This is a genomic window from Tenacibaculum geojense (genome assembly GCF_042676005.1).
In the GTDB taxonomy this organism is placed as follows: Bacteria; Bacteroidota; Bacteroidia; order Flavobacteriales; family Flavobacteriaceae; genus Polaribacter; species Polaribacter geojense.
This window is the reverse complement of record NZ_JBHTJR010000050.1, coordinates 28,955-55,440: the sequence shown is the minus strand read 5'-3', so window position 1 is coordinate 55,440 and position 26,486 is coordinate 28,955. Positions and strand designations below refer to the sequence as shown.

General features: G+C 30.6%; 24 protein-coding genes. 6 read left to right on the top strand and 18 right to left on the bottom strand.

Annotated features, from left to right (window positions below; all coding sequences use genetic code 11):
• Positions 1-54: 54 nt before the first annotated feature.
• From ACFQ1U_RS10430 to rlmD, 9 genes are all read right to left on the bottom strand, one after another.
• Complete coding sequence (locus ACFQ1U_RS10430; protein WP_386108066.1) at positions 55-210, bottom strand: hypothetical protein; 156 nt, start codon at positions 208-210, stop codon at positions 55-57.
• Positions 211-233: 23 nt separating this feature from the next.
• A complete protein-coding gene (locus ACFQ1U_RS10425; protein WP_386108064.1) occupies positions 234-1,088 on the bottom strand; it encodes a substrate-binding domain-containing protein in 855 nt (284 codons plus the stop codon).
• Positions 1,089-1,958 carry a nucleoside phosphorylase gene (locus ACFQ1U_RS10420; RefSeq protein ID WP_386108062.1) on the bottom strand — a complete coding sequence of 290 codons (870 nt, stop codon included), beginning with the start codon at positions 1,956-1,958 and terminating at the stop codon, positions 1,089-1,091.
• Complete coding sequence (locus ACFQ1U_RS10415) at positions 1,959-2,900, bottom strand: DUF1835 domain-containing protein (protein ID WP_386108060.1); 942 nt, start codon at positions 2,898-2,900, stop codon at positions 1,959-1,961.
• A gap of 168 nt (positions 2,901-3,068) precedes the next feature.
• Positions 3,069-3,392, bottom strand: coding sequence for a translation initiation factor (locus tag ACFQ1U_RS10410; protein WP_386108058.1), 324 nt, complete (start codon positions 3,390-3,392; stop codon positions 3,069-3,071).
• A 6-nt stretch (positions 3,393-3,398) separates the two neighbouring features.
• Positions 3,399-4,346 carry an isopenicillin N synthase family dioxygenase gene (locus ACFQ1U_RS10405; RefSeq protein ID WP_386108056.1) on the bottom strand — a complete coding sequence of 316 codons (948 nt, stop codon included), beginning with the start codon at positions 4,344-4,346 and terminating at the stop codon, positions 3,399-3,401.
• Between the two features lie 60 nt (positions 4,347-4,406).
• Entirely contained in the window at positions 4,407-5,120 is a 714-nt protein-coding gene (locus ACFQ1U_RS10400; protein WP_386108054.1) for a DUF6048 family protein, read from the bottom strand.
• Complete coding sequence (locus tag ACFQ1U_RS10395) at positions 5,086-5,571, bottom strand: DUF6452 family protein (protein WP_386108052.1); 486 nt, start codon at positions 5,569-5,571, stop codon at positions 5,086-5,088. The genes ACFQ1U_RS10400 and ACFQ1U_RS10395 overlap by 35 nt, the downstream gene beginning before the upstream one ends.
• Positions 5,572-5,574: 3 nt before the next feature.
• On the bottom strand, positions 5,575-7,026 hold the full coding sequence (gene rlmD, locus ACFQ1U_RS10390; protein ID WP_386108050.1) for a 23S rRNA (uracil(1939)-C(5))-methyltransferase RlmD: 1,452 nt from the start codon (positions 7,024-7,026) through the stop codon (positions 5,575-5,577).
• A gap of 208 nt (positions 7,027-7,234) precedes the next feature.
• Here rlmD and rocD point away from each other — a divergent pair, with 208 nt between their 5' ends.
• A complete protein-coding gene (rocD, locus tag ACFQ1U_RS10385) occupies positions 7,235-8,515 on the top strand; it encodes an ornithine--oxo-acid transaminase (RefSeq protein WP_386108048.1) in 1,281 nt (426 codons plus the stop codon).
• Positions 8,516-8,573: 58 nt separating this feature from the next.
• Here rocD and ACFQ1U_RS10380 read toward each other — a convergent pair whose 3' ends face one another.
• From ACFQ1U_RS10380 to ACFQ1U_RS10365, 4 genes are all read right to left on the bottom strand, one after another.
• Positions 8,574-11,522, bottom strand: coding sequence for a DEAD/DEAH box helicase (locus ACFQ1U_RS10380; protein ID WP_386108046.1), 2,949 nt, complete (start codon positions 11,520-11,522; stop codon positions 8,574-8,576).
• A 162-nt stretch (positions 11,523-11,684) separates the two neighbouring features.
• Positions 11,685-12,134: a carboxymuconolactone decarboxylase family protein gene (locus tag ACFQ1U_RS10375; RefSeq protein ID WP_386108044.1), complete on the bottom strand. Its 450-nt coding sequence runs from the start codon at positions 12,132-12,134 to the stop codon at positions 11,685-11,687.
• A gap of 63 nt (positions 12,135-12,197) precedes the next feature.
• On the bottom strand, positions 12,198-12,779 hold the full coding sequence (locus ACFQ1U_RS10370; protein WP_386108042.1) for a Crp/Fnr family transcriptional regulator: 582 nt from the start codon (positions 12,777-12,779) through the stop codon (positions 12,198-12,200).
• Between the two features lie 62 nt (positions 12,780-12,841).
• Positions 12,842-13,165, bottom strand: coding sequence for a YbaB/EbfC family nucleoid-associated protein (locus ACFQ1U_RS10365; protein ID WP_386108040.1), 324 nt, complete (start codon positions 13,163-13,165; stop codon positions 12,842-12,844).
• Between the two features lie 132 nt (positions 13,166-13,297).
• Here ACFQ1U_RS10365 and ACFQ1U_RS10360 point away from each other — a divergent pair, with 132 nt between their 5' ends.
• Together ACFQ1U_RS10360 and ACFQ1U_RS10355 are read left to right on the top strand one after the other, a co-directional pair.
• A complete protein-coding gene (locus ACFQ1U_RS10360) occupies positions 13,298-15,394 on the top strand; it encodes a S9 family peptidase (RefSeq protein ID WP_386108038.1) in 2,097 nt (698 codons plus the stop codon).
• Positions 15,395-15,503: 109 nt separating this feature from the next.
• Positions 15,504-16,502, top strand: a complete 999-nt coding sequence (locus ACFQ1U_RS10355; RefSeq protein ID WP_386108036.1) for a PLP-dependent cysteine synthase family protein — start codon at positions 15,504-15,506, stop codon at positions 16,500-16,502.
• Positions 16,503-16,523: 21 nt separating this feature from the next.
• Here ACFQ1U_RS10355 and ACFQ1U_RS10350 read toward each other — a convergent pair whose 3' ends face one another.
• From ACFQ1U_RS10350 to ACFQ1U_RS10340, 3 genes are all read right to left on the bottom strand, one after another.
• A complete protein-coding gene (locus ACFQ1U_RS10350) occupies positions 16,524-17,714 on the bottom strand; it encodes an exo-beta-N-acetylmuramidase NamZ family protein (RefSeq protein ID WP_386108034.1) in 1,191 nt (396 codons plus the stop codon).
• Between the two features lie 218 nt (positions 17,715-17,932).
• A complete protein-coding gene (locus tag ACFQ1U_RS10345) occupies positions 17,933-18,844 on the bottom strand; it encodes a helix-turn-helix domain-containing protein (RefSeq protein ID WP_386108032.1) in 912 nt (303 codons plus the stop codon).
• Positions 18,845-18,848: 4 nt separating this feature from the next.
• Positions 18,849-19,403 (bottom strand): GNAT family N-acetyltransferase, encoded by a 555-nt coding sequence (locus ACFQ1U_RS10340; RefSeq protein WP_386108030.1) that lies wholly within the window; start codon positions 19,401-19,403, stop codon positions 18,849-18,851.
• A gap of 76 nt (positions 19,404-19,479) precedes the next feature.
• Here ACFQ1U_RS10340 and ACFQ1U_RS10335 point away from each other — a divergent pair, with 76 nt between their 5' ends.
• Complete coding sequence (locus ACFQ1U_RS10335; protein WP_386108028.1) at positions 19,480-20,715, top strand: ABC transporter permease; 1,236 nt, start codon at positions 19,480-19,482, stop codon at positions 20,713-20,715.
• A gap of 38 nt (positions 20,716-20,753) precedes the next feature.
• Here ACFQ1U_RS10335 and ACFQ1U_RS10330 read toward each other — a convergent pair whose 3' ends face one another.
• Positions 20,754-22,367, bottom strand: a complete 1,614-nt coding sequence (locus tag ACFQ1U_RS10330) for a CTP synthase (RefSeq protein ID WP_386108026.1) — start codon at positions 22,365-22,367, stop codon at positions 20,754-20,756.
• Positions 22,368-22,574: 207 nt separating this feature from the next.
• Between ACFQ1U_RS10330 and rpmH the strand changes: the two genes are divergently transcribed.
• Positions 22,575-22,736: a 50S ribosomal protein L34 gene (gene rpmH, locus ACFQ1U_RS10325; RefSeq protein WP_320417135.1), complete on the top strand. Its 162-nt coding sequence runs from the start codon at positions 22,575-22,577 to the stop codon at positions 22,734-22,736.
• Positions 22,737-22,845: 109 nt separating this feature from the next.
• Positions 22,846-25,698 (top strand): carbamoyl-phosphate synthase large subunit, encoded by a 2,853-nt coding sequence (carB, locus tag ACFQ1U_RS10320; protein ID WP_386108023.1) that lies wholly within the window; start codon positions 22,846-22,848, stop codon positions 25,696-25,698.
• Between the two features lie 67 nt (positions 25,699-25,765).
• Here the strand turns inward: carB and ACFQ1U_RS10315 are convergent, their stop codons facing one another.
• Positions 25,766-26,365, bottom strand: a complete 600-nt coding sequence (locus ACFQ1U_RS10315; protein WP_386108021.1) for a redoxin domain-containing protein — start codon at positions 26,363-26,365, stop codon at positions 25,766-25,768.
• Positions 26,366-26,486: the final 121 nt, after the last annotated feature.

The following is a 26,486-nucleotide window of genomic DNA, read 5'->3' as shown; positions in this document are numbered from 1 at the left end:
AAAATCCGCCTGAAAAAGCGGATTTATTGAATTTGAAAAAAAGAACAATCAATCTTATTCAACAGTTGCGTCAGCAACTAATACTTCAGATTGATGATTTTGTTTAGTTTGTTTAGTTTTTTGCGATAAACCACAAGGACTTGTGCTTCCGCATGAAGTAAATCCTAATAAACCAACGATACAAATTGCAATAAATACTACTCTCTTCATTTTTAATAATTTATGGGGTAAAGTTACAAAATTCCTATTAATTTACCAGAATCAATCTTCTTTTCTATAACGTTGAAGTTTTCCATTTTATTTTGAATTCTGGTTAATATATTTTTTGAAATGGGTTTTCCATCGTTCCATTCGGTAATAGAAAGCCATTCTTGAATATCTTCTAGCTGTTGTTCATACCTATCAGCTAACGTTGCATCAATATTATTAATTTTTTTAAAATCTGAAGTACAATTATTAATAATATTTAAGACCGTAGCAACTTCTTTTGGATGATTTTCTAAAATTTCATCTCTTACAGCAACTACAAAACATGGCCATGGAGTAGGGCAGTCACCAACTCTTCTAAAAGTTCCGTTATCTACCAAAGGTTTAGTGGTAAAATGTTCCCACATAAAGTAATCAGCCTCTCCAGTTGTTAAAGCATCAATACCTCCTTGAATATCACCTACAACTTTAAACTTTAGTTTGGTAACATCCCATCCATTATTGTATGCGTTAACAATAGCCATTAAATGAGAACCTGAGCCAAACCTACTGATGGCAACTGTGGCATGCTCTAAATCTTGAATAGTCTTAAATTTAGAATTAGCTCCAACATGAATTCCCCAAATTAAGGGACTTTTAACAAAAGTTTGAATTATTTTAGATGGATTTCCATTAATAATATCTTTAATAATACCTTCAGTAAGAACTATGGCAATATCAACTGTTCCGTTGCGTAAGGCTTTACACATATCACCAGTTCCTCCAGGAAAATCAGACCATCTTAGATTGATTCCTTTTTTTGTGTATTCTTTATTTTTTAATGTAATGTACCACGGATAATTAAAATGTTCTGGTACACCACCTACTTTTAAATTTAGCATTTACTCTACTAATTTCTCTAGTGTATATTCAATTAAATCAGCTACAACTTTGCTTGGGTTATTGCTAAATGTTCCATTTGCTCTGTTGGCAATTATAGCATTCATAGAAGCTGCATTGTGTCCTAATAATTTAGCTAAACCATAAATAGCAGATGTTTCCATTTCTAAGTTAGTAACTCTAATTTTTTTAAAGTTAAAACTATCTATTTTAGTGTTTAAGTTGTTGTCTTGTAACGCTAAACGTAAAACTCTTCCTTGTGGACCATAAAAACCACCTGCGGTAGCAGTCATACCTTTGTACACCTTATCAGAAGATAATTTTTGATCTAAAACAGACGAACCTGCTATTACTATAGGAGCAGCTTTTTTTGAAGACCAGTTGGTATGAGCAACAAAAGCCTCTTCAATTTCTGGATGACTAATATCTTCTATTTGATAAGAGTGTAACATTCCGTTAGTATCAATAGCATGTGAACTTAATAAAAAGCTATCTACAGGTATATCTGCTTGTAAAGAACCAGAGGTTCCAATTCTAGTAATATTAAGTGTAGTATGTGTCTCTTTAACTTTTCTTGTTGCTAAATCGATATTAACAAGTGCATCTAATTCGTTTAAAACAATATCAATATTATCAGGCCCAATACCAGTTGAAATAACTGTTAAGCGTTTTTCTTTGTATACTCCTGTTGTGGTTTTAAACTCTCTTTTTTGAGTGGTAAACTCAATACTGTCAAAGTGTTTGGTAACTTTTTCAACTCTATATTGATCGCCAACAAATATAATATCATTGGCTATATTTTCTGGTTTTAAATTTAAATGATAAATACTTCCGTCTGCATTTAAAATTAACTCTGATTGTTGTATACTCATTTATGATGTAATTTTCAGTAGCTTGTTGTTTGCGTTCACATACAAGTAGCTGTATTTTTTAGAACCGCCAAGATACGAAAAATCAGAACGAATTTGCCCGTAGTAGTTTACTTGATTTTGGAGAACTTGTTTACCAAGTTCATTAAGTTTTACTGGATTAAAACTTTTAAAAAGGTTTTTAAGGTCATTTACGGTTTTATTGTATTGAGTATCACCAAAACCATAAACTTCTTGCTGCTTTATTATTTTACCAATAAAGGCTTCTTTATTTGCCGTTTTTTGATGTTCAGCAACTTGTAAAATATTATTTTCAATAGTATTTAACCCGTTCTCTATAGATGGAAAGCGTAATAAATGTGCTTTAATAGCTTCCTCTAAATATATAAACGGAGACATTGGATTGAATTTATGTACAGTTTCTAAACGTAATGGACTGTCTGAACAATATAATTGCCAAATATAATCGGCATATTCAATGTCATCTTTAGATAAAGTTATTCTGTTGTTATAGTGTGCTAATAATTGCTTTTGATTGAGTTCTCCTAAACCTTTTAATTTTTTGCTATTTTTTACATTACCACTTTGTACCAAAGTAATTTTTCGGTTATTTCTGTATTGTTTTAACCAACTAATAACAGCAATCATGTTAATTTGACAAAACAAATCATATTCAAACCATAAAACAATTTCATCTTGTTGTTTTTGATTACAAAGATTTCGATATTCTTTTAAGGTAAAATTGATAAATTTTTGCTTACTAATTTTATAATTGTCATTTAAAAAGTCAAATCTAGTTTTCCAGAAACCTTCGCTTCCAACATCTGTTGTAGTTTTACCTTCACATAGCATTTCTCGCCATGTTATTATTTCATCTTTAAAACCTAATTGTTTTAATTGCTGTGTGGTTACATCACCATTGGTTATATGTAAAATTGATTTCATGATTTTAGGGGTAGGTTTGTTGTTCAATAATACTAAAAAAACGGTAGAAAGTAAATTTTTAGTGTGTAAGTGTTTTATTTTTAGTTATTTAGTTTGGTTTTTGTTAAAAAAAAACGAATATAAAAAAATAAGTTGCTAAAAACATTCTGTTTTTAACAACTTACTATATTATCCGCCAACTCTTTTAACTTTAAAACCTTTATCTTTTAAAAGTGACATAATTTTATCTCGGTAGTCACCTTGAATTATTATGGTGTCATCTTTAAAGCTACCACCAACAGAGAGTTTGGTTTTAATTTCTTTGGCTAATTTTTTAAAATCTGATGAAGCGCCGTTATATCCTTCTAAAATAGTAACTGGCTTTCCTTTACGTTTTTCGTATTTACATATTATAGGATCATCTTGAAGCCAAATATCAGGTTTTTCCTCTTTTTTGGGTTCTTCGAATTGATGATCTGGAAAAAGATTTTTTAACTGATCTTGTAAATCCATCAGATACTATTTTATCAATCCTAATTCACGTAAACGTTCATTTAAAAACTCACCCGCTGTAATATCATCATATTTTTTTGGATTGTTTTCGTCTATACAATTCTCTAAAACATCTAATTTCATGTCAGATACTGGATGCATAAAGAAAGGAATTGAGTAACGTGAGGTGCCCCATAATTCTTTAGGAGGGTTAACTACTCTGTGAATTGTAGATTTTAATTTATTATTACTATGACGAGATAACATATCGCCAACATTTATCATTAACTCATCAGGTTCAGCAATTGCATCAATCCATTCTCCTTCATGATTTTGAACTTGTAAACCTTTACCTTGAGCTCCCATTAAAAGTGTGATTAAATTAATGTCTCCATGAGCAGCAGCTCTAACAGCACCTTTAGGCTCTTCATGTATAGGAGGATAGTGAATAGGGCGTAAAATACTGTTACCGTCTTTGATATATTGATCAAAATAAGTTTCTTCTAAACCTAAGTGAAGTGCTAAAGCGCGTAAAACGTATTTAGCTGTTTTTTCTAACATTTGATAGGTCTTTTTACCAACAGCATTAAACTCTGGTAATTCTTCTACTTCAACATTAGCTGGATATTCATTAGCGTATTTAGAATCTGCATCTACATACTGGCCAAAATGCCAAAATTCTTTTAAATCTCCTTCTTTTTTTCCTTTTGCACTTTCTTTACCAAAAGAAACATAACCACGTTGTCCACCAATACCTGGAATTTCGTATTTCTGTTTCGTATCTACTGGTAATTCAAAGAATTTTTTTATTTCTGAATATAAATTATCTACTAATTTATCGTCTAAAAAATGTCCTTTTAGAGCTACAAAACCAATGTTTTCGTAAGCGCTACCAATTTCATCTATGAATTTTTGCTTTGTTGCAGCATCATCAGATAAAAAGTCTTTTAAATTTACGCTTGGTATTCTATCCATTGTTAATAAGTTTTATTTTTCGAGCTGTAAAGTTAGTGAAATCAATACAATCAGCGAAAATTACTTATTAACAAAAGGTATAAGGTAAGATATGGTATAGTTAAACCCAAAACCTGTATTACTACTGAAAACCCTATTAAAACCAGGTGCATACAGTGTTTTAAAGCCTTCTTGATCTTCAATACTAATTCCAATCTTATAGGCAGCACTAAAACCAACAAATAAATTTTTAAATGTTTCTGCTTTAATTCCTACCTGAAATTCAAACCAATGGGAGGTTAACCCAGTTTGAGTTTTTGAAACGATTTGTTCAATACCCGGGAAATATGTTGAATTTACGTTTGGTGTAAAGCTATTTAAAGTATGATCAAAAATTGCAAGCCCGTATCTTCCACCAACATAAATTTCATTATTCATATCTAACCAATTATTGTAGGTATTTAAGTTAGCTCCTAATCGTATATACTGACCTTTGGAAGTGGATTTGGTAAAGTCTTCAAAAGTAATTTCTTCTTCATGACCTATTTCTGCAGCAACATACCACCTTTTTGAAACTCGATAGTCTCCAACAATCTCAAAGCCTGTATAGCTTTTATCTACAAATTGGAGAGCAGGTTTACTAATATCAACTCCTAATCTAAGTCCGTAACCTGTTTTGTATATAATGGTGTCTTTTTTTTGTTCTTGCTTATCTTTTTCTTGGCTTACTATTAATGTAGACGATATGATAAAACAAAGACTAATGAAATACTTTAACATGTGCGCTATTTTCATTGTTAATAGTAGTAATTTGTGAGGTAGATAAACTATCTATCCATCCTGTTTTTTCTAGAATAACATCGTTAAAAACTATTTTAAAACCACATGATCTAGAAACAAATTCTTCTTCGGTATTATAATTAGCTTTCAAAGTTGCTGTTTCTCTTGTGGTATTTACGCCATCCACAGTAAAGTCAGCTACAAGTGTATATTCTGTTTCTAATGCTGCAGCGTTTAAAGGAATAGCAATACTATCTGTAGTACTAGTTGTTAGTATACTATCTGTTTTTCCACTTGCAATTACAGATAATCTTTGTACGGTTTTAAGAGTATCTGTATTTGAGTAATCATAAAAACGGATGACTAAATTAGGTGTAACTGGATTTTGTGTGCAAAAATCATCTTTTTCACAGGATAAAAAAGATATAATTACAACTAATACAATGGCTGAAAGGATTCGTTTCATATATTATTTTTCAAAAAGCACCACAGTTTCAATGTGAGAAGTATGTGGAAATTGATCTACTAAGCTTATTTTTTTAATATTATAGCCAGCTTCCATTAATTGTTCTGTATCTCTTGCTTGTGTTGCTGGGTTACAAGATACATAAACCATTCTTTCTGCTTTTAAATTTATAATCTTTTTTAAGGTTTTTGGAGCTATTCCAGCTCTTGCAGGATCTAATATAATGGTTCTTATTTTGTTTTTATACTGCGGATGCTCTGTTAAAAACTTGCCTACATCTGCTGCAAAAAACTCCACACCACTAATATTATTTCTTTTGGCGTTTTCTTTAGCATCTTTAATGGCAGAAGCCACAATGTCTACACCTACAATTTTTGTATTATTGCTTTTTGAAGCTAAAATTTGACCTATGGTACCTGTACCACAAAATAAATCCATAACAACAGTGTTATCGATAGCTTCTTTATTTTCTAGAGCATAATCAATAACTTTAGTGTATAGTTTTTCTGCAGATTTAGGATTGGTTTGAAAGAAGCTTTTCATACTTATTTCAAAATTTAGTCCTAATAATTCTTCTACAATTTTACTTTTTCCATATACTAATTTAATACTACCGTCAGTGGCAATAGTTCTATCACCAATTTCGTCATTTATGGTATGTAATAAACCAGCAATTCTGTTGCCAAATAAATCAACTAAATATTTAGAAAAAGCATTTAAATCAAAACTATCTAAACCATCAGAAGTTGTTACTAAATTACATAGCAACTCATTAGTTTTGTATGATTTACGAACTACAAAATATCTGAAAAAACCTTCTTTTCTTGGTGCATGCCAAGGAGGTAACCCAGTTTTTTGTAAATAGGCTCTAATATTTTTAAGGTTATTTTCTAACTCAGCATCAAAAAGTCCGCTATCTTGGTCAAGGTTTTCACCCATCCACCAAGTACCACGCTTTTTAAAACCAAGAGTAAACTCATCTACATCAGAATTTAATTCTTTATCAAACCCAATAGCAGAAAAGCTATATTCCATTTTATTTCTATAATGAAATACGTTAGGAGAGCTTATGAATTCATCAAAATAATCTTCAATATTAGCTACTTTACCAATCTTTTTAAATAAAGAAAGAGTACTTGTGTATTTATATTCATGCTGTTTTTCTAAAGGAAGCTTAATATATGGAGCACCAGGTATTTGTTGGTAGTTAATTGCTATTTCATCATCAGAATCTTTGATTACTTCTAATAGTTTACATTCAGCATATTTTTTTTGTGATTTTGCAACACGAGCCTTTACCAATTGCCCTGGCAGTGTGTTAGGAACAAAAACAATAAATTCTCCTAATTCATTTCTAATTCTACCAATACCTTTTCCTCCAAAGGCATAGTCTTCAATAAGAAGTTCAATTACTTCTCCTCGTTTAACAAATTTATTACGTTCTCTGCGTGGCATGTGTTACAATTTATAAAGATTGCAAAATTAGAAAAAGATGAGTTGTTAACGTAAAAAATAGTAAAAAATCGTTGTAAGTGTTGCTTAATATTTACTAATTTGCACACTCATAGGGATGATTTCTCTCCCACGCTGCTTTTTCGAGTTCTTCGAAAAAATAAAGGTACAGTAGGAATGGTTATTTTATTCACACACTAAAATTTTTAAAATGGCTGTTTTAGACCAATTAACTTCGCAACAAGCGATAGATTTAGAAAACCAATACGGAGCACATAATTATCATCCATTACCTGTAGTTTTAAGCAAAGGTGAAGGAGTTTATGTTTGGGATGTTGAAGGAAAAAAGTATTACGATTTTTTATCTGCTTATTCTGCAGTAAACCAAGGACATTGTCATCCTAAAATTGTGGATGCCATGGTAAATCAAGCAAAAACATTAACATTAACCTCACGAGCGTTTTATAACGACATGTTGGGTAAATATGAAAAATTTGCTTCGGAGTACTTTGGTTTTGATAAATTATTACCTATGAATACTGGAGCAGAGGCTGTAGAAACTGCTTTGAAAATTTGTAGAAAATGGGCTTATGAAGTAAAAGGAATTGATGAAAATGAAGCAGAGATTATTGTTTGTGAAAACAATTTTCACGGTAGAACTACTACTATTATTTCGTTTTCAAATGATCCTGTAGCTCGTAAAAACTTTGGACCATATACGCAAGGTTTCATTAAAATTGAATACGATAATTTAAAAGCATTAGAGGAAGCTTTAGAAAACAATAAGAATGTTGCTGGATTTATGGCAGAACCTATTCAAGGTGAAGCAGGAGTATATGTGCCTTCTGAAGGGTATTTAGTAGCAGCAAAAGCATTATGTGAAAAATATAATGTGTTATTTATTGCTGATGAAGTACAAACTGGAATAGCGCGTACAGGAAGATTATTAGCAACTTGTGGTAACTGTTCTTGTGCTGATAAAAATTGTTCTGGAACACCAGAAGTAAAGCCTGATATTTTAATTTTAGGTAAAGCATTATCAGGAGGAGCTTATCCGGTTTCTGCTGTGTTAGCTAATGATCCAATAATGAATGTTATTCGTCCTGGTAATCATGGTTCTACGTTTGGAGGAAACCCTGTTGCAGCTGCAGTTGCTATTGCTGCTTTGGAAGTTATTAGAGATGAAAAATTAGCTGAAAACGCTTTTAGATTAGGTGAAATATTTAGAGAAGAAATTGGTAAGTTAGTTGAGGAAACGGAACTAGTCACTTTAGTTAGAGGTAAAGGTCTGTTAAACGCTATTGTAATTAATGATACTGAAGATAGTGATACTGCTTGGAATATTTGTTTAAAATTACGTGATAATGGTTTATTAGCTAAACCAACACATGGTAACATTATTCGTTTTGCACCGCCTTTAGTAATGACTGAAGAGCAATTAAGAGATTGTATTGCTATAATTAAAAAGACAATTGTTGAGTTTGATAAATAGATCAAAAATCAATGAATTATATAATTAAAAAACCTCACTTTTGTGAGGTTTTTTTAATTTATACTGCTGCTTCATGAACATTTAAATGTCTTTTTAAAACACCTGAAGGTGTGTTTTTTGTTTCGTCAAATATTTGTGTATCACCAAATAAAATAAAACTATCTTTTGCTCTGGAAACGGATACGTTTAGCATGTTGGGCTTGTTATCTTTTTCAAAAAACATTGTTCCTTCGTCTTTGTGTGTGTAAACAGAGCTAAATAATATTATGTTTCTTTCAGCACCTTGCAGCGCATGCACCGTTCCTAATTTAATATCATTAATTTTGTATCCTGCTTCAATTAAAGCTTTAGATAATTCACCTTTTTGGCTAGCAAATGGTGTAATAATCCCTAAAACACTTTCTATGTTTTTTACATTATATGCTTTTTGAATATCGTCTTTATGTTGCTGTAACCATGTAATTATTGCTTTTACCTCTGCAATATTACATCTGCTATTATATTTACGTTCACTAACACCATCTACATGGTAAGCAATCATAGAAGGGAATATTTGATCTTCTTTTGCTTTTCCTTTCATAGGTTGTAATATACCACCATAGGCTAACTCGTTACAAAAGTTAATAATTTCATCATTACATCGCCTATGCTCTAGTAAAATTAAACCTTTTTCAATTGTTTTTTTAACTGGAGTTTGGTATTCGCAAGCATGTTGTGCCATTTTCATGATACATCCATTTGAGGCTAAAAAACCAGTCTCTTGAAGCTGATCATAATTATAATGTTGAAATAACTCTTGCGTCGCTAAATTTCCCTTATCTATTTTTTGAGGGATAGACCAAATAGGTTCAATTTGTTTTAAATCACCAACAACAAAAGCTTTTTGAGCTAGTGCAAATACAGGAATACTTACTTCAGGGGTAACTTGTCCAGCCTCGTCAATAATTAAAAGATCTATAAAATTATAAAGCGGTAAATAATCAAATTGAGGTTTTCCGTTTTCGTTTTCACCTTGGTATTGACTGTATACAAAATGACTTGGCGCCATATAAAATGTAGCAACAAAGCACGGAGTTAACATTGCTCTTCGTTTCCATTTTAATTGAATTACGTGTTCACCAGTACCTTTTTCGGTATCTTCTTCTAATGCTTCTCTTGTAGCTACTAACCAACGAGCTTCCCAATAATGAGTAGCTAATAAGAAGGCTTTATGACGTAAGTTTAGATCTAGTTCATCATAAAAATATTGATGTTTTACCTCTTCTTCTTGCAGTTTATTAAGTTCAGATTCCCAGAGTTTTTCTTCAGATATAATAGGGAATCCATTAATATTGTGCTGAAAGCGCCAATCTTTTAATTTTAAATGGTTTTGTAATACGCTATTTAAGGCATTGTTTAATATTTTTATTTTTTGAAGAATAGATTTTTCATTTAATTGTTCTATTTTAAATAAAGCATTTGTATTAGGAGCCTCTCCAAATATTTTTTGAGCTTCATCTAAAAAAGATTGTTCTTTATTTTTACTTTTTAATTGCGTTAGCAATGCGCGCCATTGTGTAATTTTTTCAACCTTAAAATCATCTTTTTGTAAAAAATCTTTCTGGTTGACTAGTAGGTTGTTAATTACGCTTAGTGAAGCTAAGAAGTTGGTAGAATACTCTACACCGTCCATTAAAATATCTTCAATAGCAATAATTTCAGTTTGTAAATGGTGTATAGCATCTTCTAAAGAATTACTTTCAACCTTAAAATAATTACAGTATTGGGTTAAAAAGTAATATTCTGCATTGTTTAAATAGGCTTCATCTTCAAGATCACACAGAGTGCCCTCGTGCCCAAATAAATTTCCTTTCAAGAAATTAATATCTCCTAAGTATTTTTCATTTTTAGAATTGGAAGGAAGGTAAGTGGCATATCCTTTAAAATCAGGGATCCATCTTTCAGAGAGTTCTTCCATACTACTTTCAGCATTAATGAAACTATCAATAATATTCGTTACTGCTTGGTTATTGTTAGAACAAGCTAATACTATTGGAGGTTCTTCTCCAATAATAGCGCTTTTCACCACCTCTGTAGCAACTAAGCTTTGTAGTAATGTAGTTTTTCCTGTTCCTGGTGGTCCATTTACTGCCGTTACAGCACTTTCTTCAGCTGCTAAATAGGAAAGAAGTGTTTTACGTTGACTAATAGATAATGGAAATTGATCGGACATTTGCCCTAAATGTAAATGTGTATAATTTAAAAAGTCAATATTGGTAATAGCCTCTTTTTTATCTTTTTCTACAGGATTGGTGATTTTTGACAATAAAGGAAGCTCTTCTTCGGTTTTTAAAATATTTTCATATAAAAATAGAATACTTTTTGCGGTTGATATTTTAGAGCTAATGGCAAAATAAGTAAGCTTAAATTGTGTGGTATATCTTTCTGCTCTGTAGGTTTGTAAATTGGTATAAGTAATTGCAGTAAATACTTCATTAATGTAATTCCAATAGTCATTCCAAGCTACAGGCTCTGTATCGTCATCTTCACCCGGAACAGGTATGTTCTTAGCGTCTAATATGGTTTCTATAGATGAGAATATAAAGTCGTTTTTTATATCAGCAATAGGAGTTACATAGTTTCTTACAATTAACGGAAACAAATCTCTTGGTGCAGATAATTGACCTAATCTATTTACAACAGCGTTAATCCAAAAAGGATAAATAGTTTTTTGCTTGAAATTTTGATTATCTGTTTGATATTCTAAATGAAAAGGAGCTATTAAAATGCGAGTTTCTTCTATACTTTTCCAGTTTTTATGGTCTTTTTTTAAAATACCACGTAGTCTGTTAATTCTCTTTTCTTCAGCATCAATAAGTTCATTAGCTTGTTTTTTATTTAAAAAAGCATTGCTTACATCGGCATTGTTTTGGTGGTATAGATTTTTAATTTTAGTAATATCAATAGCTAAGTTTTCACTATCTGTTAAACTGTTTTTATAATATTCTAACCAATTCTTTTCGCTCATTATTTAAAATTACAAAGTGAAGAAAGTTGGCGAAAATAGTATTATTAGTGAGAAATGAGGTGTGTTTTTAAGTGATTTTGTTAACAATGAAAGAACAAACTAAAGAATAATTTTAAGAAGGTGTTTAGTAAGCGGTTTAGAAAATCTAAACCGCTTACTGAGTTAATGAACTTTGTAATTTCCTGCTTCTATTTTAAAAGTTCTCATAAGTCTTGTCCAAGTATTAATATGGGTAATGGCTAATGTGATGAAAATTATTTCTGATTTAGAAAAATAAGTATTCATAGTTTTGTAATTACTGTTAGAAATTGTTTTGGTGTTTAATTTTGTAACTGCTTCAGTAAAATGTAATAACGCTTTTTCTTTATCAGTAAAATAAGTAGTTTCTTCCCAAATAATTAAAGATGATAGACGTAAATCGGTTTCATTTAAGTGTTTTAATATTTTATAATGCATATCTATGCAATATGCGCATCCGTTAATTTGTGCTACTCTTAATCTAATTAATTCTAATAACTTCATGTTAATACCGATGTTGTTGATATAGATTTCTAAATCAACTAATTTATCCATCATTTCTTGAGGGATATCTGTAATTAATATCTGTTCCATTTTTGTTTTGTTTAAGTTTAAAACAAAAGTACCTTTGGTAATGCAGGTAGAAGTTAAGATATCTTAAGAAATAGATTTTGCTCTAATGGTACTTAAATGTTGAGGGGTAATATCTAGATAGGAAGCAATCATGTATTGAGGTACACGTTGAATGAACTCAGGAAATGTAGAAATAAATTTTTCATACCTACTTTTACTGTCTAAATTTAAATAATATTCACTTCTTTTTTGGATAGCAATCAACCAGTTTTCGGTTATTTTTTTGAATATGTTTTCTAAAGAAGGAATTTTAGTAAAGGCAAGTTTTAAAGATTTTTTTTCTATTTGTAGAAGTGTGGTATTTTCAATGGCTTGAATGTAGTTGTTAGACGGAGTTTCATTTTTATAACTATCCCAATTTGTAAGCCACCAATTCTCTAATCCAAATTGTGTGATTTTTTCATTTCCTTTATAATCAATATAAAAAGTTCTTGTTAAGCCTGATAAAATAAAGTATTGATGTTTGCAAGTTTTACCAGGTTCTAAAATATATTCAGATTTAAGAAAAGTTTTTAATTTAGTTTCTTTAACAAAGTAGTTAATATCTGATTTAGAAATGGTTCCGTAGCGTTTTAAATAGTTGGCTAATTGCTCTTTTTCATGCATTGTAGTCTTTTTTAAAAACAAACATCCTATTTAAATTATAGGATGTTTGTTGTGGTTCTATTTTAAAACAAACCGTCCATTCCTGGAATATTGGGCATACCACTTTTAGCAGCTACAGCCATTTCTTGTTCATTAATTTCACCTGCTCTTTTTAAAGCTTTGTTCAAAGTTAAAATTAAATAATCTTCTAATTCTTCAGCATCAGTTAATAAAGAATCATCTATAATTATTGATTTAATTTCACGGTTGGCAGTAACTGTTACTCTAATTTTATTATCAGCACCACTTTCATCTATTAAAACAGTATTTAAACGTTGTTTTGTTTCTTCAACTTTTTGCTGAGCTTGTTTCAGCTTATCCATCATTCCAGATAAATCTCCAAACATAGTGTTGTGTTTTTTTAATTACGTGTTACAAAATTAGTATTTTAACCAGATAAAAATCAATAAAAAATGAGAAAGCTACTACTACCCAGTTTCGTTTTATGTGTTATTTTTGCGTCCTGCAAAGAAAAGAACATGAATAACGATACTAAGGCACCGGTTGCAGAAAAGCAACCCAAACAGTTAGAAATGCATGGTGATGTAAGGACAGATAATTATTTCTGGATGCGATTAACCGATGCACAAAAAAATGCTGAAATTAAAGATGAACAAACACAAAAGGTGTATGATTATCTAAATGCTGAAAACAAGTATTTTGAAAGTGAAATGGGATATACCAATGATTTTCAGAAAAGTTTGTTTGAGGAAATGAAAGGAAGAATTAAAGAAGATGATGAGTCTGTACCTTATAAAGATAACGGTTATTTTTATATTACAAGGTATGAAACTGGACAGCAGTATCCAATTTATTCAAGGAAAAAAGAAACCTTAGAAGCTGAAGAAGAGGTGTTGTTTAATGTTAACAATGAAGCTAAAGGATATGATTATTTTCAGCTAGGAGGTTTAAATGTATCTTTAGATAATAAGTTAGTCGCTTTTGCTACAGATACGGTAAGTAGAAGACAGTATTTTATAAGAATAAAAAATTTAGAGACGGGTAAAATTTATAAAGATATTATAGAGAACACAACAGGAGGAAGTGTTTGGGCAAATGATAATAAAACATTGTTTTACACCAAAAAGGATCCTGTTACTTTAAGATCGTCAAAAATTTACAAACATACTTTAGGATCGGACTCAAAGTTAGATGAATTGGTTTATGAAGAGAAAGACGATACTTTTGGAACTTTTGTTTTTAAAACAAAATCTAACAAGTTTTTAGTAATAGGCTCTTACAGTACTGTATCTACAGAATATCGTGTTTTAGAAGCAGATAATCCAAATGGAGAATTTAGAGTTATTCAGCCTAGAGAACGCGATTTAGAATATGAAATTTCTCATTATCAAGATCATTTTTACATCAAAACCAATAAAGACGGAGCAACAAACTTTAAGTTAATGAAAACTCCTGAAAATAAAACTACCAAAGAAAATTGGGTTGATGTTATTCCGCATAGAGAGGACACACTTCTTGAAGATTTTTCTATTTTTAAAGAGTATTTGGTGTTAGAGGAGAGAAATGAAGGACTAATAAAAATTAGAATTAAGCGTTGGGATGGCTCTGAAGATTACTATTTACCTTTTGATGAGGAAACTTACACAGCAGCTGTTTACAATAATCCAGAGTTTGATACAGATATCATAAGATATTCTTATAACTCAATGACTACCCCAAGTTCTGTAGTTGATTTTAATATGAAAGATCAATCTAAAGAAATAAAAAAAGAACAAGAAGTATTAGGAGGGAAGTTTGATAAAGCAAATTATATCAGTAAACGTTTATGGGTTCCTGCTCGTGATGGTAAAAAAATAGCTTTATCTATTGTTTATCATAAAGATACTAAAATATCAAAAGATACTCCTGTTTTACAGTATGCTTATGGTTCATATGGATACACAGTTTCTGATGGTTTTTCTACCACTAGACTAAGCTTACTAGATAGAGGTTTTATTTTTGCGTTAGCTCATATTAGAGGAGGGCAATATTTAGGAAGAGACTGGTATGAAGACGGTAAAATGTTACATAAGAAAAATACATTTACTGATTTTGTGGATTGCTCAAAGTATTTAATAGATAACGGTTATACGTCTTCTGATCATTTATATGCAATGGGAGGTTCTGCTGGAGGTTTATTAATGGGAGCTGTGGTAAATATGAATCCAGAATTATATAATGGTATCATAGCTGCTGTTCCGTTTGTAGATGTAATTTCTACCATGTTAGACGATAGTATTCCGTTAACTACAGGTGAATACGATGAATGGGGGAATCCAAATAATAAGGAATATTATGATTATATTAAATCTTATTCTCCTTATGATCAAGTAGAAGCAAAAGAATATCCAAATATGTTGGTTACCACAGGTTTACATGATAGTCAAGTGCAATATTGGGAACCAGCAAAATGGGTAGCTAAATTAAGAGAATTAAAAACCGATAATAATTTATTATTACTGCATACTAACATGGAAGCAGGACACGGTGGAGCATCTGGTAGATTTGATGCTTTAAAAGAAACAGCAAGAGAATATGCCTTCTTTTTAGCTTTAGAAAATAAGTTAGAAAAATAATGTTACTTTTGCCCTCGAATTGAGGAATTTTCATTTTGAGCAGAGCGAAAAATCAGTGATACAATACGATTCTTCTCTTCTGTTCAAAATGACTTTTTTATTATAATAAATGGAGAATAATACCACGATTAAAAACAATATCTTAGAATTAATAGGGGAAACACCAATTGTTAAACTACATAAAATTACTAAAGATTTACCAGGTAATTTTTACGCTAAAATAGAAGCTTTTAACCCTGGACATTCAGCAAAAGATAGAATTGCTCTTCATATAGTAGAAAATGCAGAAAAAAAAGGGATTCTAAAACCCGGAGATACCATTGTTGAAACTACTTCAGGTAATACTGGTTTTAGTTTGGCTATGATTAGTTTAGTTAAAGGTTATAAATGTATTTTAGCTGTAAGTGATAAATCATCTCAAGATAAAATAGATATTTTAAAAGCTATGGGTGCTGAGGTGCATGTTTGTCCTGCTAATGTTCCTGCTGATGATCCTCGTTCGTATTACGAGACTGCTAAAAGGATTCATTTAGAAACTCCTAATTCAATTTATATAAATCAATACTTTAATGAGTTAAATATAGAAGCTCATTACGCTACAACTGGTCCTGAAATTTGGAAACAAACAGAAGGTAAACTAACACATGTAGTTGTTGCGAGTGGAACAGGTGGAACTATATCTGGTATTGGACGATATTTAAAAGAACAAAATCCTGATGTAAAAATTTTAGGAGTAGATGCAATAGGTTCTGTAATTAAAAAATACCACGAAACAAGAAAATTTGATGCAGGAGAAATATCTCCTTATAAAATAGAAGGTTTAGGAAAGAATTTAATCCCTACATCTACAGATTTTGATGTAGTTGATGTTTATGAAAAAGTATCTGATAAAGATGCAGCATTGCAAGCTAGAGCTTTAGTACAAGCTGAAGGTATTTTTGGAGGTTACACCTGTGGTGCGGTTATACAAGCAACGAAACAATACGCTGCAAAAAAATATTTTACAAAAGATAGTTTTGTAGTTTTAGTTTTACCAGATCATGGAGTTAGGTATATGAATAAAGTATATTCTGATACCTGGATGAATGATTGTGGTTTTTTAGAGTAAATTTATTGGATTGTAAAATACTTACTTGTAAAGTAAGTATTTATCACGGATTTTTTTAAATTTATTTAAATCTTCTTTCCAGCTCGCTTTAATTTCTTGTTCAGAAAATCCATTTTTAATCTGTTCTTGAAGTTTAGTTGTACCAGCTAGTTTGGTAAAAAACGAATTGAAAAATGTTGTTTTGTCTGAAGTCTGTTGGTATGCGTTAATCAACCACTTTAAATGTATTTGTGCTACTTTTTTAGTGCTACTCAAGTCTTCTCCATAACAAATTTTACCGTTGTGTTTTGGGTATTTAGCACCTTCATTAGGTTTTGGAGTAAAACTGAATTCTGATTTGTTTAAAAATGGCGAGCCGTAAATTTGAAATTGTTTTGATGTTCCTCTTCCGGCAGAAACGTTAGTTCCCTCAAAAAAACAAAGACTAGGGTAAAGGTTTATAGCTGTATCATTAGGAAGGTTAGGAGAAGGTTTAATAGGTAGACTATAGGGTGTATTACGGTTGTAATTTTGGAGTTTAATAACTGTTAAATCACAATTAATGTTATTTTGAAGCCATTTTTCGCCATTAATCATGTTTCCATATTCGCCAATTGTCATTCCGTAAACTACGGGAACCGGGTGCATTCCTACAAAACTTTTATGTTTTTTGTCAAGTAAAGGTCCGTCTACATAATGTCCATTGGGGTTTGGTCTGTCTAAAACAATAATAGGTATATTGGCTTCTGCACAAGCTTCCATAACGTAATGTAAGGTTGATATATAAGTGTAAAAACGTGCACCAACATCTTGAATATCAAAAACAACAATATCTATGTTTTCAAGTTGACTAGGTGAAGGTTTTTTATTTTTACCATATAACGATATTATTGGTAAACCTGTTTTTGTATCAATGCCATCTTTAATGGTTTCTCCAGCATCTGCTTTACCTCTAAATCCATGTTCTGGAGCAAACACTTTTAGAACCTGAATTGATGATTGTTTGTGTAAAAAATCAACTAAATGAGTATCTCCAATAGTTGAAGTTTGATTAGCAACTATGGCAATATTTTTTCCTTTTAATAAAGGTAAATACAAAGAAGTACTTTCGGCACCAGTTATTATTTCTTTAACAGCGGTTTTATTATTGTTTTTTTTCTCTTTTTTAAGAGCTTGTGCACATGCACTAATTAATAATAAGGAACTAAAAAAAGCACTAAATAAATATCTCATAAATTATAATTTATAAGCTATAAATTTAATGCTTAATTGCAATTCATAACAATTTATACTTTAAAACTTTCTGTTTCCCAAGCAAAATTTAATTCCAATTAAAAAAGAGAAAACACTTTTAGTGTAGAATTTAATTGATACTCAATATTATAAATATTCCATATTTTTTTGAAATATGTGGTACGTATTTTATACGTATTTTAATAACTTACTTGTTTTTAGTTGTTTATTTTGTTTTTAAAATCGTTTCTGTTACTAACATTTGTTTTTTTAAATATGTTAGAAGCATGTTTTGAAACGGTTTTTTCGGTAATAAACATTAGTTCTGCAATGTCTTTGTACTTATAGTTCTTTAAAATTAAAGCGGCAACTTCTTTTTCTTTAGTTGTTAAGTTAAAAGTATCTAAAGGTTGTTTTTGCTCTTCAGTTTTATAGTAGTTTGATATAATTTCTTGATTAGCTCTCTGTAATCTAATTTGATTTTTAATATAAACATTCAGCATAACAAAGTAGCCAAGGTTTACTGAAGGTTGCTCTATGTATTGATAATCACCGATAAAAACAATAATCGGTAAAGTTAATAAAGAAAACACTCCAATATTAGCTGATATTATTCTGAGCTTATAATGCTTTTGTAGATTATTTATTGATTCTTTTTGATAAATATTAAGTAAGCGTAATGAGGTTTTGAAGGAGTAAATAATAGCTAAAACAAGTGGAATAAAAATGAATAACTTACGAGTAAAATTTAAATCATACCCAAGTATCAAAGGGATTACAAATAGAAATATAAATAAAGAAATTAAGTAGGTGAAAATAGACTTTACAGAAAAATACTTAAAAGGAGTAATATGAAATTCATTGTAAATATAATACACAAAATACAACACGTATAATATTCCTACACCATAAGCAATTAGGTTTTGTATAAGGGTAGGAATTGGTATTGTAACATCTGGGAATAACCCTGAGAAAAAGTTATAAATTATAAATACAATAGTTAGGTATAAAAAACGCTTTCTGTATAAGTTTGATTTATCATACAAATAATTAATATACAAGAACGGAAGTATAGCTATTTGAACTACTAATATTGTAAAAGTAACCCAGTGAATTTCTGTGCCAAACATTTACTTACTTTTTTAATATAAACAGTTTATAACCTAAATTTATTTCATTAATAATAGAAAAACCATGTCTTTTATATAGAGGTAAATTCCTTAATGTTGAGGTTTCAAGATAAATTAAATCATTTTTATAAAAATCTAGAAGATCTGTTAAAAATTTTGATCCTATTCCTTTTCCTTGTGATTTTGGAAAAACACCTAAGTACCAAAGATGTTTAAAATCACTTTTGGGTTGATTTTTTGCTATTTCTTGCTCTCTTTTTAAAACATTAAACACGTTTTTAATACCTATAACTTTAAATACAAGTTTTAAATCCCATAAAATAGATGATAAGGTAGTTTTCTTTTCATGTAAAAAAATAGCACAAGCTAAATTAGTATCATCAATATATACAGCACCGCTACTCATCCCTGTAAAAAAAGAATATTCCATTAAAGTTTTTACTCTTTGGGCTCTTTTTTTATCTTGTTTAACCACAAAATTTATCGATTTATTCTCATTAAAAGATTGAGATAAAATATCAACAACTAAATCTTTATCATTAAATGTAGCTTTTCTCATAAGTAAATATCAATATACATAGTGTATGATTTTAAGTTTTAATTGATACTTTTGAAATAGAAAAAAATCACAACTATTGAATTTCGAATTATTTGTTGCCCAAAAAATAATTGCAGGCAAAAGAGGTAAAAATACTATTTCATCACCAATAATAAAAATTGCGGTTTTAGCAATTGCATTGGGGGTTGCAATAATGATGATATCTATAGCTATTACAGCTGGTTTTCAGCATAAAATACGAGATAAAATAGCAGGTTTTAAAGGGCATGTACAAATTACTAATTATGACAATAATAATTCTGATGTATCTACAGTTCCTATTGATATAAACCAAGATTTTTATCCTGAATTTAAAGATGTAAAAGGTGTTAAAAATGTACAGATTTACGCTAATAAAGGCGGAATTATAAGAACTACAATCGATTTTGAAGGGATTATTTTTAAAGGAGTAGATGAAGGCTATGATTTTTCTTTTTTTGAAGAATATTTAACCCAAGGCAGGTTGCCTAACTTTAAACAAGCTAGAAATAGAGAGATTATTGTTTCAGAACTTATTTTAAACAGGCTTCAATTAAAGGTTAGTGATACAATTCAGGTATGGTTTAGCGCAGAAAACTCAAAAGTCCCTTTTAAAAGAAGAAAGCCTGTAATTGTAGGCTCCTTTAAAACTGGGTTTGACCAGTTTGATAGCTCAATTATTTTAGGAGATATTAGAGAGGTTCAACGATTAAATGGTTGGACTGAAAATCAAGTTGGAGGTTTTGAGGTATTACTTAATAACTTTGATGAAATACAAGTAAAAGGAAATGAAATTTACAGTAATACAGGTGCTACATTAAACAGTACAACCATAATTAATCAATTTCCTGCTATTTTTGAGTGGATTAAATTATTTGATAATAACGTTTGGTTTATTTTGGTAATTATGATTTTAATTGCAGGAATTAACATGATTACGGCTTTATTAGTTCTTATTTTAGAGCGTGTACAAATGGTTGGAATTTTAAAAGCTTTAGGAGCCCAAAATTGGAGCATTCAAAAGGTATTTTTATACAATGCAGGCTATCTTATATTAAAAGGCTTGTTATGGGGGAATTTAATAGGATTGGTTTTGTTGTTTGTACAACATTATTTTAAAATTATTCCTCTAGATCCCGAAACATATTATGTATCAACGGTGCCAGTATTTTTTAACTGGTGGCATTTATTTTTATTAAATGTAGGAACCATGTTTTTATGTTTGTTAATGTTGTTGGTCCCGTCAAAAATAATAGCCAATATTCATCCTTCTAAATCTATCAAATTTGCATAAAAAAAAGCCTTAATGAATTTCATTAAGGCTTTTTACTTTTATTTTTTCGATTGTTCTAACGCCGCTTTTATAAAGTTAACAAATAAAGGGTGTGGAGTTAAAACGGTACTTTTATATTCTGGGTGGTATTGAACACCAACAAACCAAGGATGATTTGGTAACTCAACAATTTCTACCAAACCTGTTTTGGGGTTTACTCCAGTTGCAATCATGCCTGCAGCTTCAATTTGAGCTTTATAATCATTATTGAACTCATATCGGTGTCTATGTCGCTCACTAATCAATGTGTTTTGATATGCTTCATACACTTTTGAGTCAGTAGAAATTTCACAATCCCAAGCACCTAAACGCATAGTGCCACCTTTATCAGTAATATCTTTTTGTTCGTCCATTAGGTTTATTACTGGATTTGCTGTTTCAGGATTCATTTCTGTAGAAGTGGCATCTTTTAATCCAAGTACATTTCTAGCAAACTCTATAACTGCCATTTGCATTCCTAAACAAATACCTAAAAACGGAATATTGTTTTCACGTGCATATTGTACAGCTGCAATTTTACCTTCAATACCTCTATCACCAAAACCTGGAGCAACTAAAATACCATTTAAACCTTGCAATTCAGTTTCTATAGTTTCTGGATTTAATTCTTCAGAATGAATCCAACGAACATTTACTTTGGTTTCATGAGTAGATCCGGCATGAATGAAAGCTTCTGTAATAGATTTGTAAGAATCATGTAATTCTACATATTTACCAATTAGTCCTATTTCAACAAACTCTTTAGGGTTCTTATGTTTGCTTAAGAAGTTATTCCATTTATCCATTTTAGGAGGATTAACATCAGATAGTTTTAATTTTTCTAAAACCACACTATCTAAACCTTCATCAAGCATTAAGTTAGGAACATCATATATTGTTTCTGCATCTAAAGATTGTATAACATCTTTTTGTTTTACATTACAAAATAGAGCTAATTTACGTTTAATGTCATCAGAAATTTCGTTTTCAGATCGGCATACTAATATATCTGGGCTCACACCACTTTGCATTAACATTTTTACAGAGTGTTGTGTAGGTTTAGTTTTTAATTCACCAGCAGCAGCTAAATAAGGAACTAAAGTAAGGTGTATTACAATAGTATTGTTTTCACCTAAATCCCATTCTAATTGCCTAACTGCCTCTACATATGGTAACGATTCTATATCACCAACGGTACCTCCAATTTCAGTAATAACAATGTCATAGTTACCTGTATTTCCTAAAATTTGAATACGGTTTTTAATTTCATCAGTAATATGAGGTATAACCTGTACTGTTTTTCCTAAAAACTCACCTCTACGTTCTTTATCAATAACAGATTGATATATTCTACCAGTAGTTACATTATTAGCTTGTGAGGTAGGAATGTTTAAAAAACGTTCGTAGTGACCAAGGTCTAAATCAGTTTCAGCACCATCATCCGTTACATAACACTCACCGTGCTCGTAAGGGTTTAAAGTTCCTGGGTCAATATTAATATAAGGGTCTAGTTTTTGAATGGTTACCGAGTAGCCTCTTTCTTGTAATAATTTTGCTAAAGAAGCGGCAATAATTCCTTTTCCTAAAGATGAAGTAACGCCTCCTGTTACAAATACATACTTTGTGTTGTTCATGGTGTTGTTAGGTTTGCGCAAAAGTACGATGTTTGAAAATAAGGGCAAATAATTTGTATTAAAAATTGCTTCAAAAAAAATATTTTAAAAATTGTAAAATTAACCTTGTTAGAATAAAAAATGATTGTATATTTGCAATCGCTTTTAGCAGTCGGAATTTCACTATTAGCAACGATTCAATTTATTTAAGTTTTTAAGATATTTAAAATGAGTAAAAGAACCTACCAACCATCGAAAAGAAAGAGAAGAAACAAACACGGTTTCCGCGAAAGAATGGCTTCTGCTAATGGTAGAAAAGTATTAGCTAGAAGAAGAGCAAAAGGAAGAAAGGCATTAACTGTATCTTCAGCTCCAAGACCAAAGAAATAATGATTTTACAATTGTTAATATAAAGGTGTTACTATTTTTTAGTAACACCTTTTTTTTAACTACTAAATAATTTATACTTTTATTACACAACAACACAACAAATACAATCATGCCAAAAAGAAAAGACCTTAAATCGATTTTAATTATTGGATCAGGGCCTATTGTTATTGGTCAAGCATGTGAGTTTGACTATTCGGGATCTCAAGCGTTACGTTCATTAAGAGAAGATGGTATTGAAACCATTTTAATTAACTCGAACCCTGCTACAATTATGACCGATCCTTCAATGGCAGACCACGTGTACTTATTGCCATTAAACACAAAGTCGATCATTAAAATTTTAAAAGAACACCCACAAATTGATGCTGTTTTACCAACTATGGGAGGACAAACAGCATTAAACCTTTGTATAGAAGCAGATGAAAAAGGAATTTGGGAGGATTTTGGTGTAGAGATTATAGGAGTAGATATTGATGCTATTAACATTACTGAAGATCGTGAGAAATTTAGAGAGTTAATGACTAAAATTAACATTCCAATGGCACCTCAAGCTACTGCAACTTCTTATTTAAAAGGAAAAGAAATTGCACAAGAGTTTGGTTTTCCGTTATGTATTCGTGCCTCATTTACCTTGGGTGGAGCAGGAGCATCTATTGTTTACAATGAAGAAGAATTTGATGAATCATTAACAAGAGGACTAGAAATTTCTCCAATCCATGAGGTAATGATTGATAAAGCTATGATGGGATGGAAAGAATATGAGCTTGAATTATTACGCGATGATAATGATAATGTTGTTATTATTTGTTCTATAGAAAATATGGATCCGATGGGGATTCACACCGGAGATTCTATTACTGTAGCTCCAGCAATGACTTTATCTGATAAAACATATCAACGTATGCGTGATATGGCTATTAAAATGATGCGCTCAATTGGTGAATTTGCCGGTGGATGTAACGTTCAGTTTGCGGTTTCTCCAGATGAGAAAGAAGACATTATTGCGATAGAAATTAATCCACGTGTATCGCGTTCATCTGCATTGGCATCAAAAGCAACAGGATATCCAATCGCAAAAATAGCCTCTAAATTAGCAATTGGTTATACATTAGATGAATTAGATAATCAAATTACAAAATCTACTTCAGCTTTATTTGAGCCAACCTTAGATTATGTAATCGTTAAAATACCACGTTGGAACTTTGATAAGTTTGAAGGTTCTGACAGAACGTTAGGCTTACAAATGAAAGCAGTAGGTGAGGTGATGGGAATTGGACGCTCATTTCAAGAAGCACTTCATAAAGCCACGCAATCATTAGAAATAAAAAGAAACGGAATTGGTGCAGATGGAAAAAGCTACACCGATTATAATCAGATATTAGATAAATTAAAGTATGCATCATGGGATAGAGTATTTGCCATTTATGATGCTATACAAATGGGAATTCCTTTGTCTAAAATCCACGATATTACCAAAATTGACATGTGGTTCTTAAAGCAATATGAAGAGCTTTATGAATTAGAAAAAGAGATATCTAAGTTTACAATTGATACTTTAGATAGAGAGTTATTACTAGAAGCTAAACAAAAAGGATATGGTGATCGTCAAATTGCACATATGTTAGAATGTTTAGAAAGTCAAGTTTATAAAAAACGTGAAGAGTTAGGTATAAAGCGTGTATATAAGTTAGTAGATACTTGTGCTGCAGAGTTTAAAGCTCAAACACCTTATTATTACTCAACTTTTGAACAAGAAATCGAAACTGCAGACGGAGTTAAACAAGTTGCTAACGAAAGTGTAGTTTCAGACAAGAAAAAAATTATTGTTTTAGGCTCTGGACCTAATAGAATTGGACAAGGTATTGAGTTTGATTACTGCTGTGTTCATGGTGTATACGCAGCTAAAGAATGTGGTTATGAAACAATCATGATTAACTGTAACCCTGAAACTGTTTCTACAGATTTTGATACAGCTGATAAATTATATTTTGAACCAGTTTTTTGGGAACATATTTATGACATCATTAAGCATGAAAAACCAGAAGGTGTAATTGTTCAGTTGGGAGGACAAACTGCCTTAAAATTAGCTGAAAAGTTAGATCGTTATGGTATTCCAATTTTAGGAACAAGTTATAAAGCATTAGATTTAGCAGAAGATAGAGGAAGTTTCTCTACTTTATTGAAAGAAAATAATATTCCTTATCCAAGATTTGGTGTTGCTACAAATGCAGATGAAGCTTTAGCTTTAGCAGATGAATTAGACTTCCCAATTTTGGTTCGACCATCATACGTATTAGGGGGACAAGGAATGAAAATAGTTATTAATAAAGAAGAGTTATTAGAGCATGTAGTAGATTTATTACGTAAGATTCCAAATAACAAATTATTATTAGATCACTATTTAGAAGGAGCAATTGAAGCAGAAGCAGATGCTATTTGCGACGGAGAAAATGTGTACATCATTGGAATTATGGAGCATATTGAGCCATGTGGAATACACTCTGGAGATTCAAATGCAACGCTGCCTCCTTTTAACTTAGGAGAGTTAGTAATGGAACAAATTAGAGAGTATACCAAGAAGATTGCTTTAGAATTAAATACAGTTGGTTTAATAAACATTCAGTTTGCCATAAAAGATGATAAAGTGTACATTATTGAAGCGAATCCAAGAGCTTCTCGTACAGTTCCGTTTATTGCAAAAGCATACAAAGAGCCTTATGTTAATTATGCTACTAAAGTAATGTTAGGTGAGAAAAAGGTTACAGATTTTAACTTTAATCCACAACTAGAAGGTTATGCAATTAAGCAACCAGTATTTTCGTTTAACAAGTTTCCAAATGTAAATAAGAAGCTTGGACCAGAGATGAAAAGTACAGGAGAAAGCATTTTGTTTATTGATAGTTTAAGAGACGATGCTTTTTACGACTTATATGCAAGAAGAAAAATGTATTTAAGTAAATAATATATTGATTTTTACATAAAAAAAAGCTGCTTGTCATCAAGCAGCTTTTTTGTTTTAAGGTTCTTTATTAGTTTTCCTCTTTATAATCTTCAGCAATAGAAAGTAATAATTCAGAGCTAATACGTTTTTTAAAGTTGGTACTTACAAACTTAAAAAGAATTTCCCCATCATTATTTAAAATAAAAACAGAAGGTGCAGGTATTACTGATGAATTTCTTCCGTTAGAGTATTTTTTTAAGGTTTTTGAAAGTTTTTTAGGAGCTTGATAGGCTACACCAAGGTTTTTAATTAATTGTGTATTATAATCGGAAGCTACAATGTAGTTTTGAGAATATCTTTTAGATTCTACGGTAGATCTTGAATCTGGGCTAACTACTACTAATTGATAGCCTAATGAAAGTAAATCATCTTTAATTTTTGCAAGCCCACTTAATTGTCTGTTACAAAACGGACACCAACCACCTCTGTAAACCACTAAAATAGTTTGTTTAATGTCAAAAAGCTTATCGGTACTCATATTTTTACCTGAAAATAAAGCAATTTCTGTATCCGGTACTTTTGTACCTAATGGTAAAGATTTTAATTTTTTAGGTGAGTCAGGTAAGGTTTGTGAAATAACAAAACTAGTTGTGATAGTGAGAATAAGGGAAAGAATTAATTTTTTCATGTTATTATAATTTAAATACAACTCCTTAGTCTTAAAAAATCTAACAACTTACAAATGTTAATGATAAAGTGTTGTAAAATAAAAAAAACGAAGCTATTGCTTCGTTTTTAGTTAACATAGG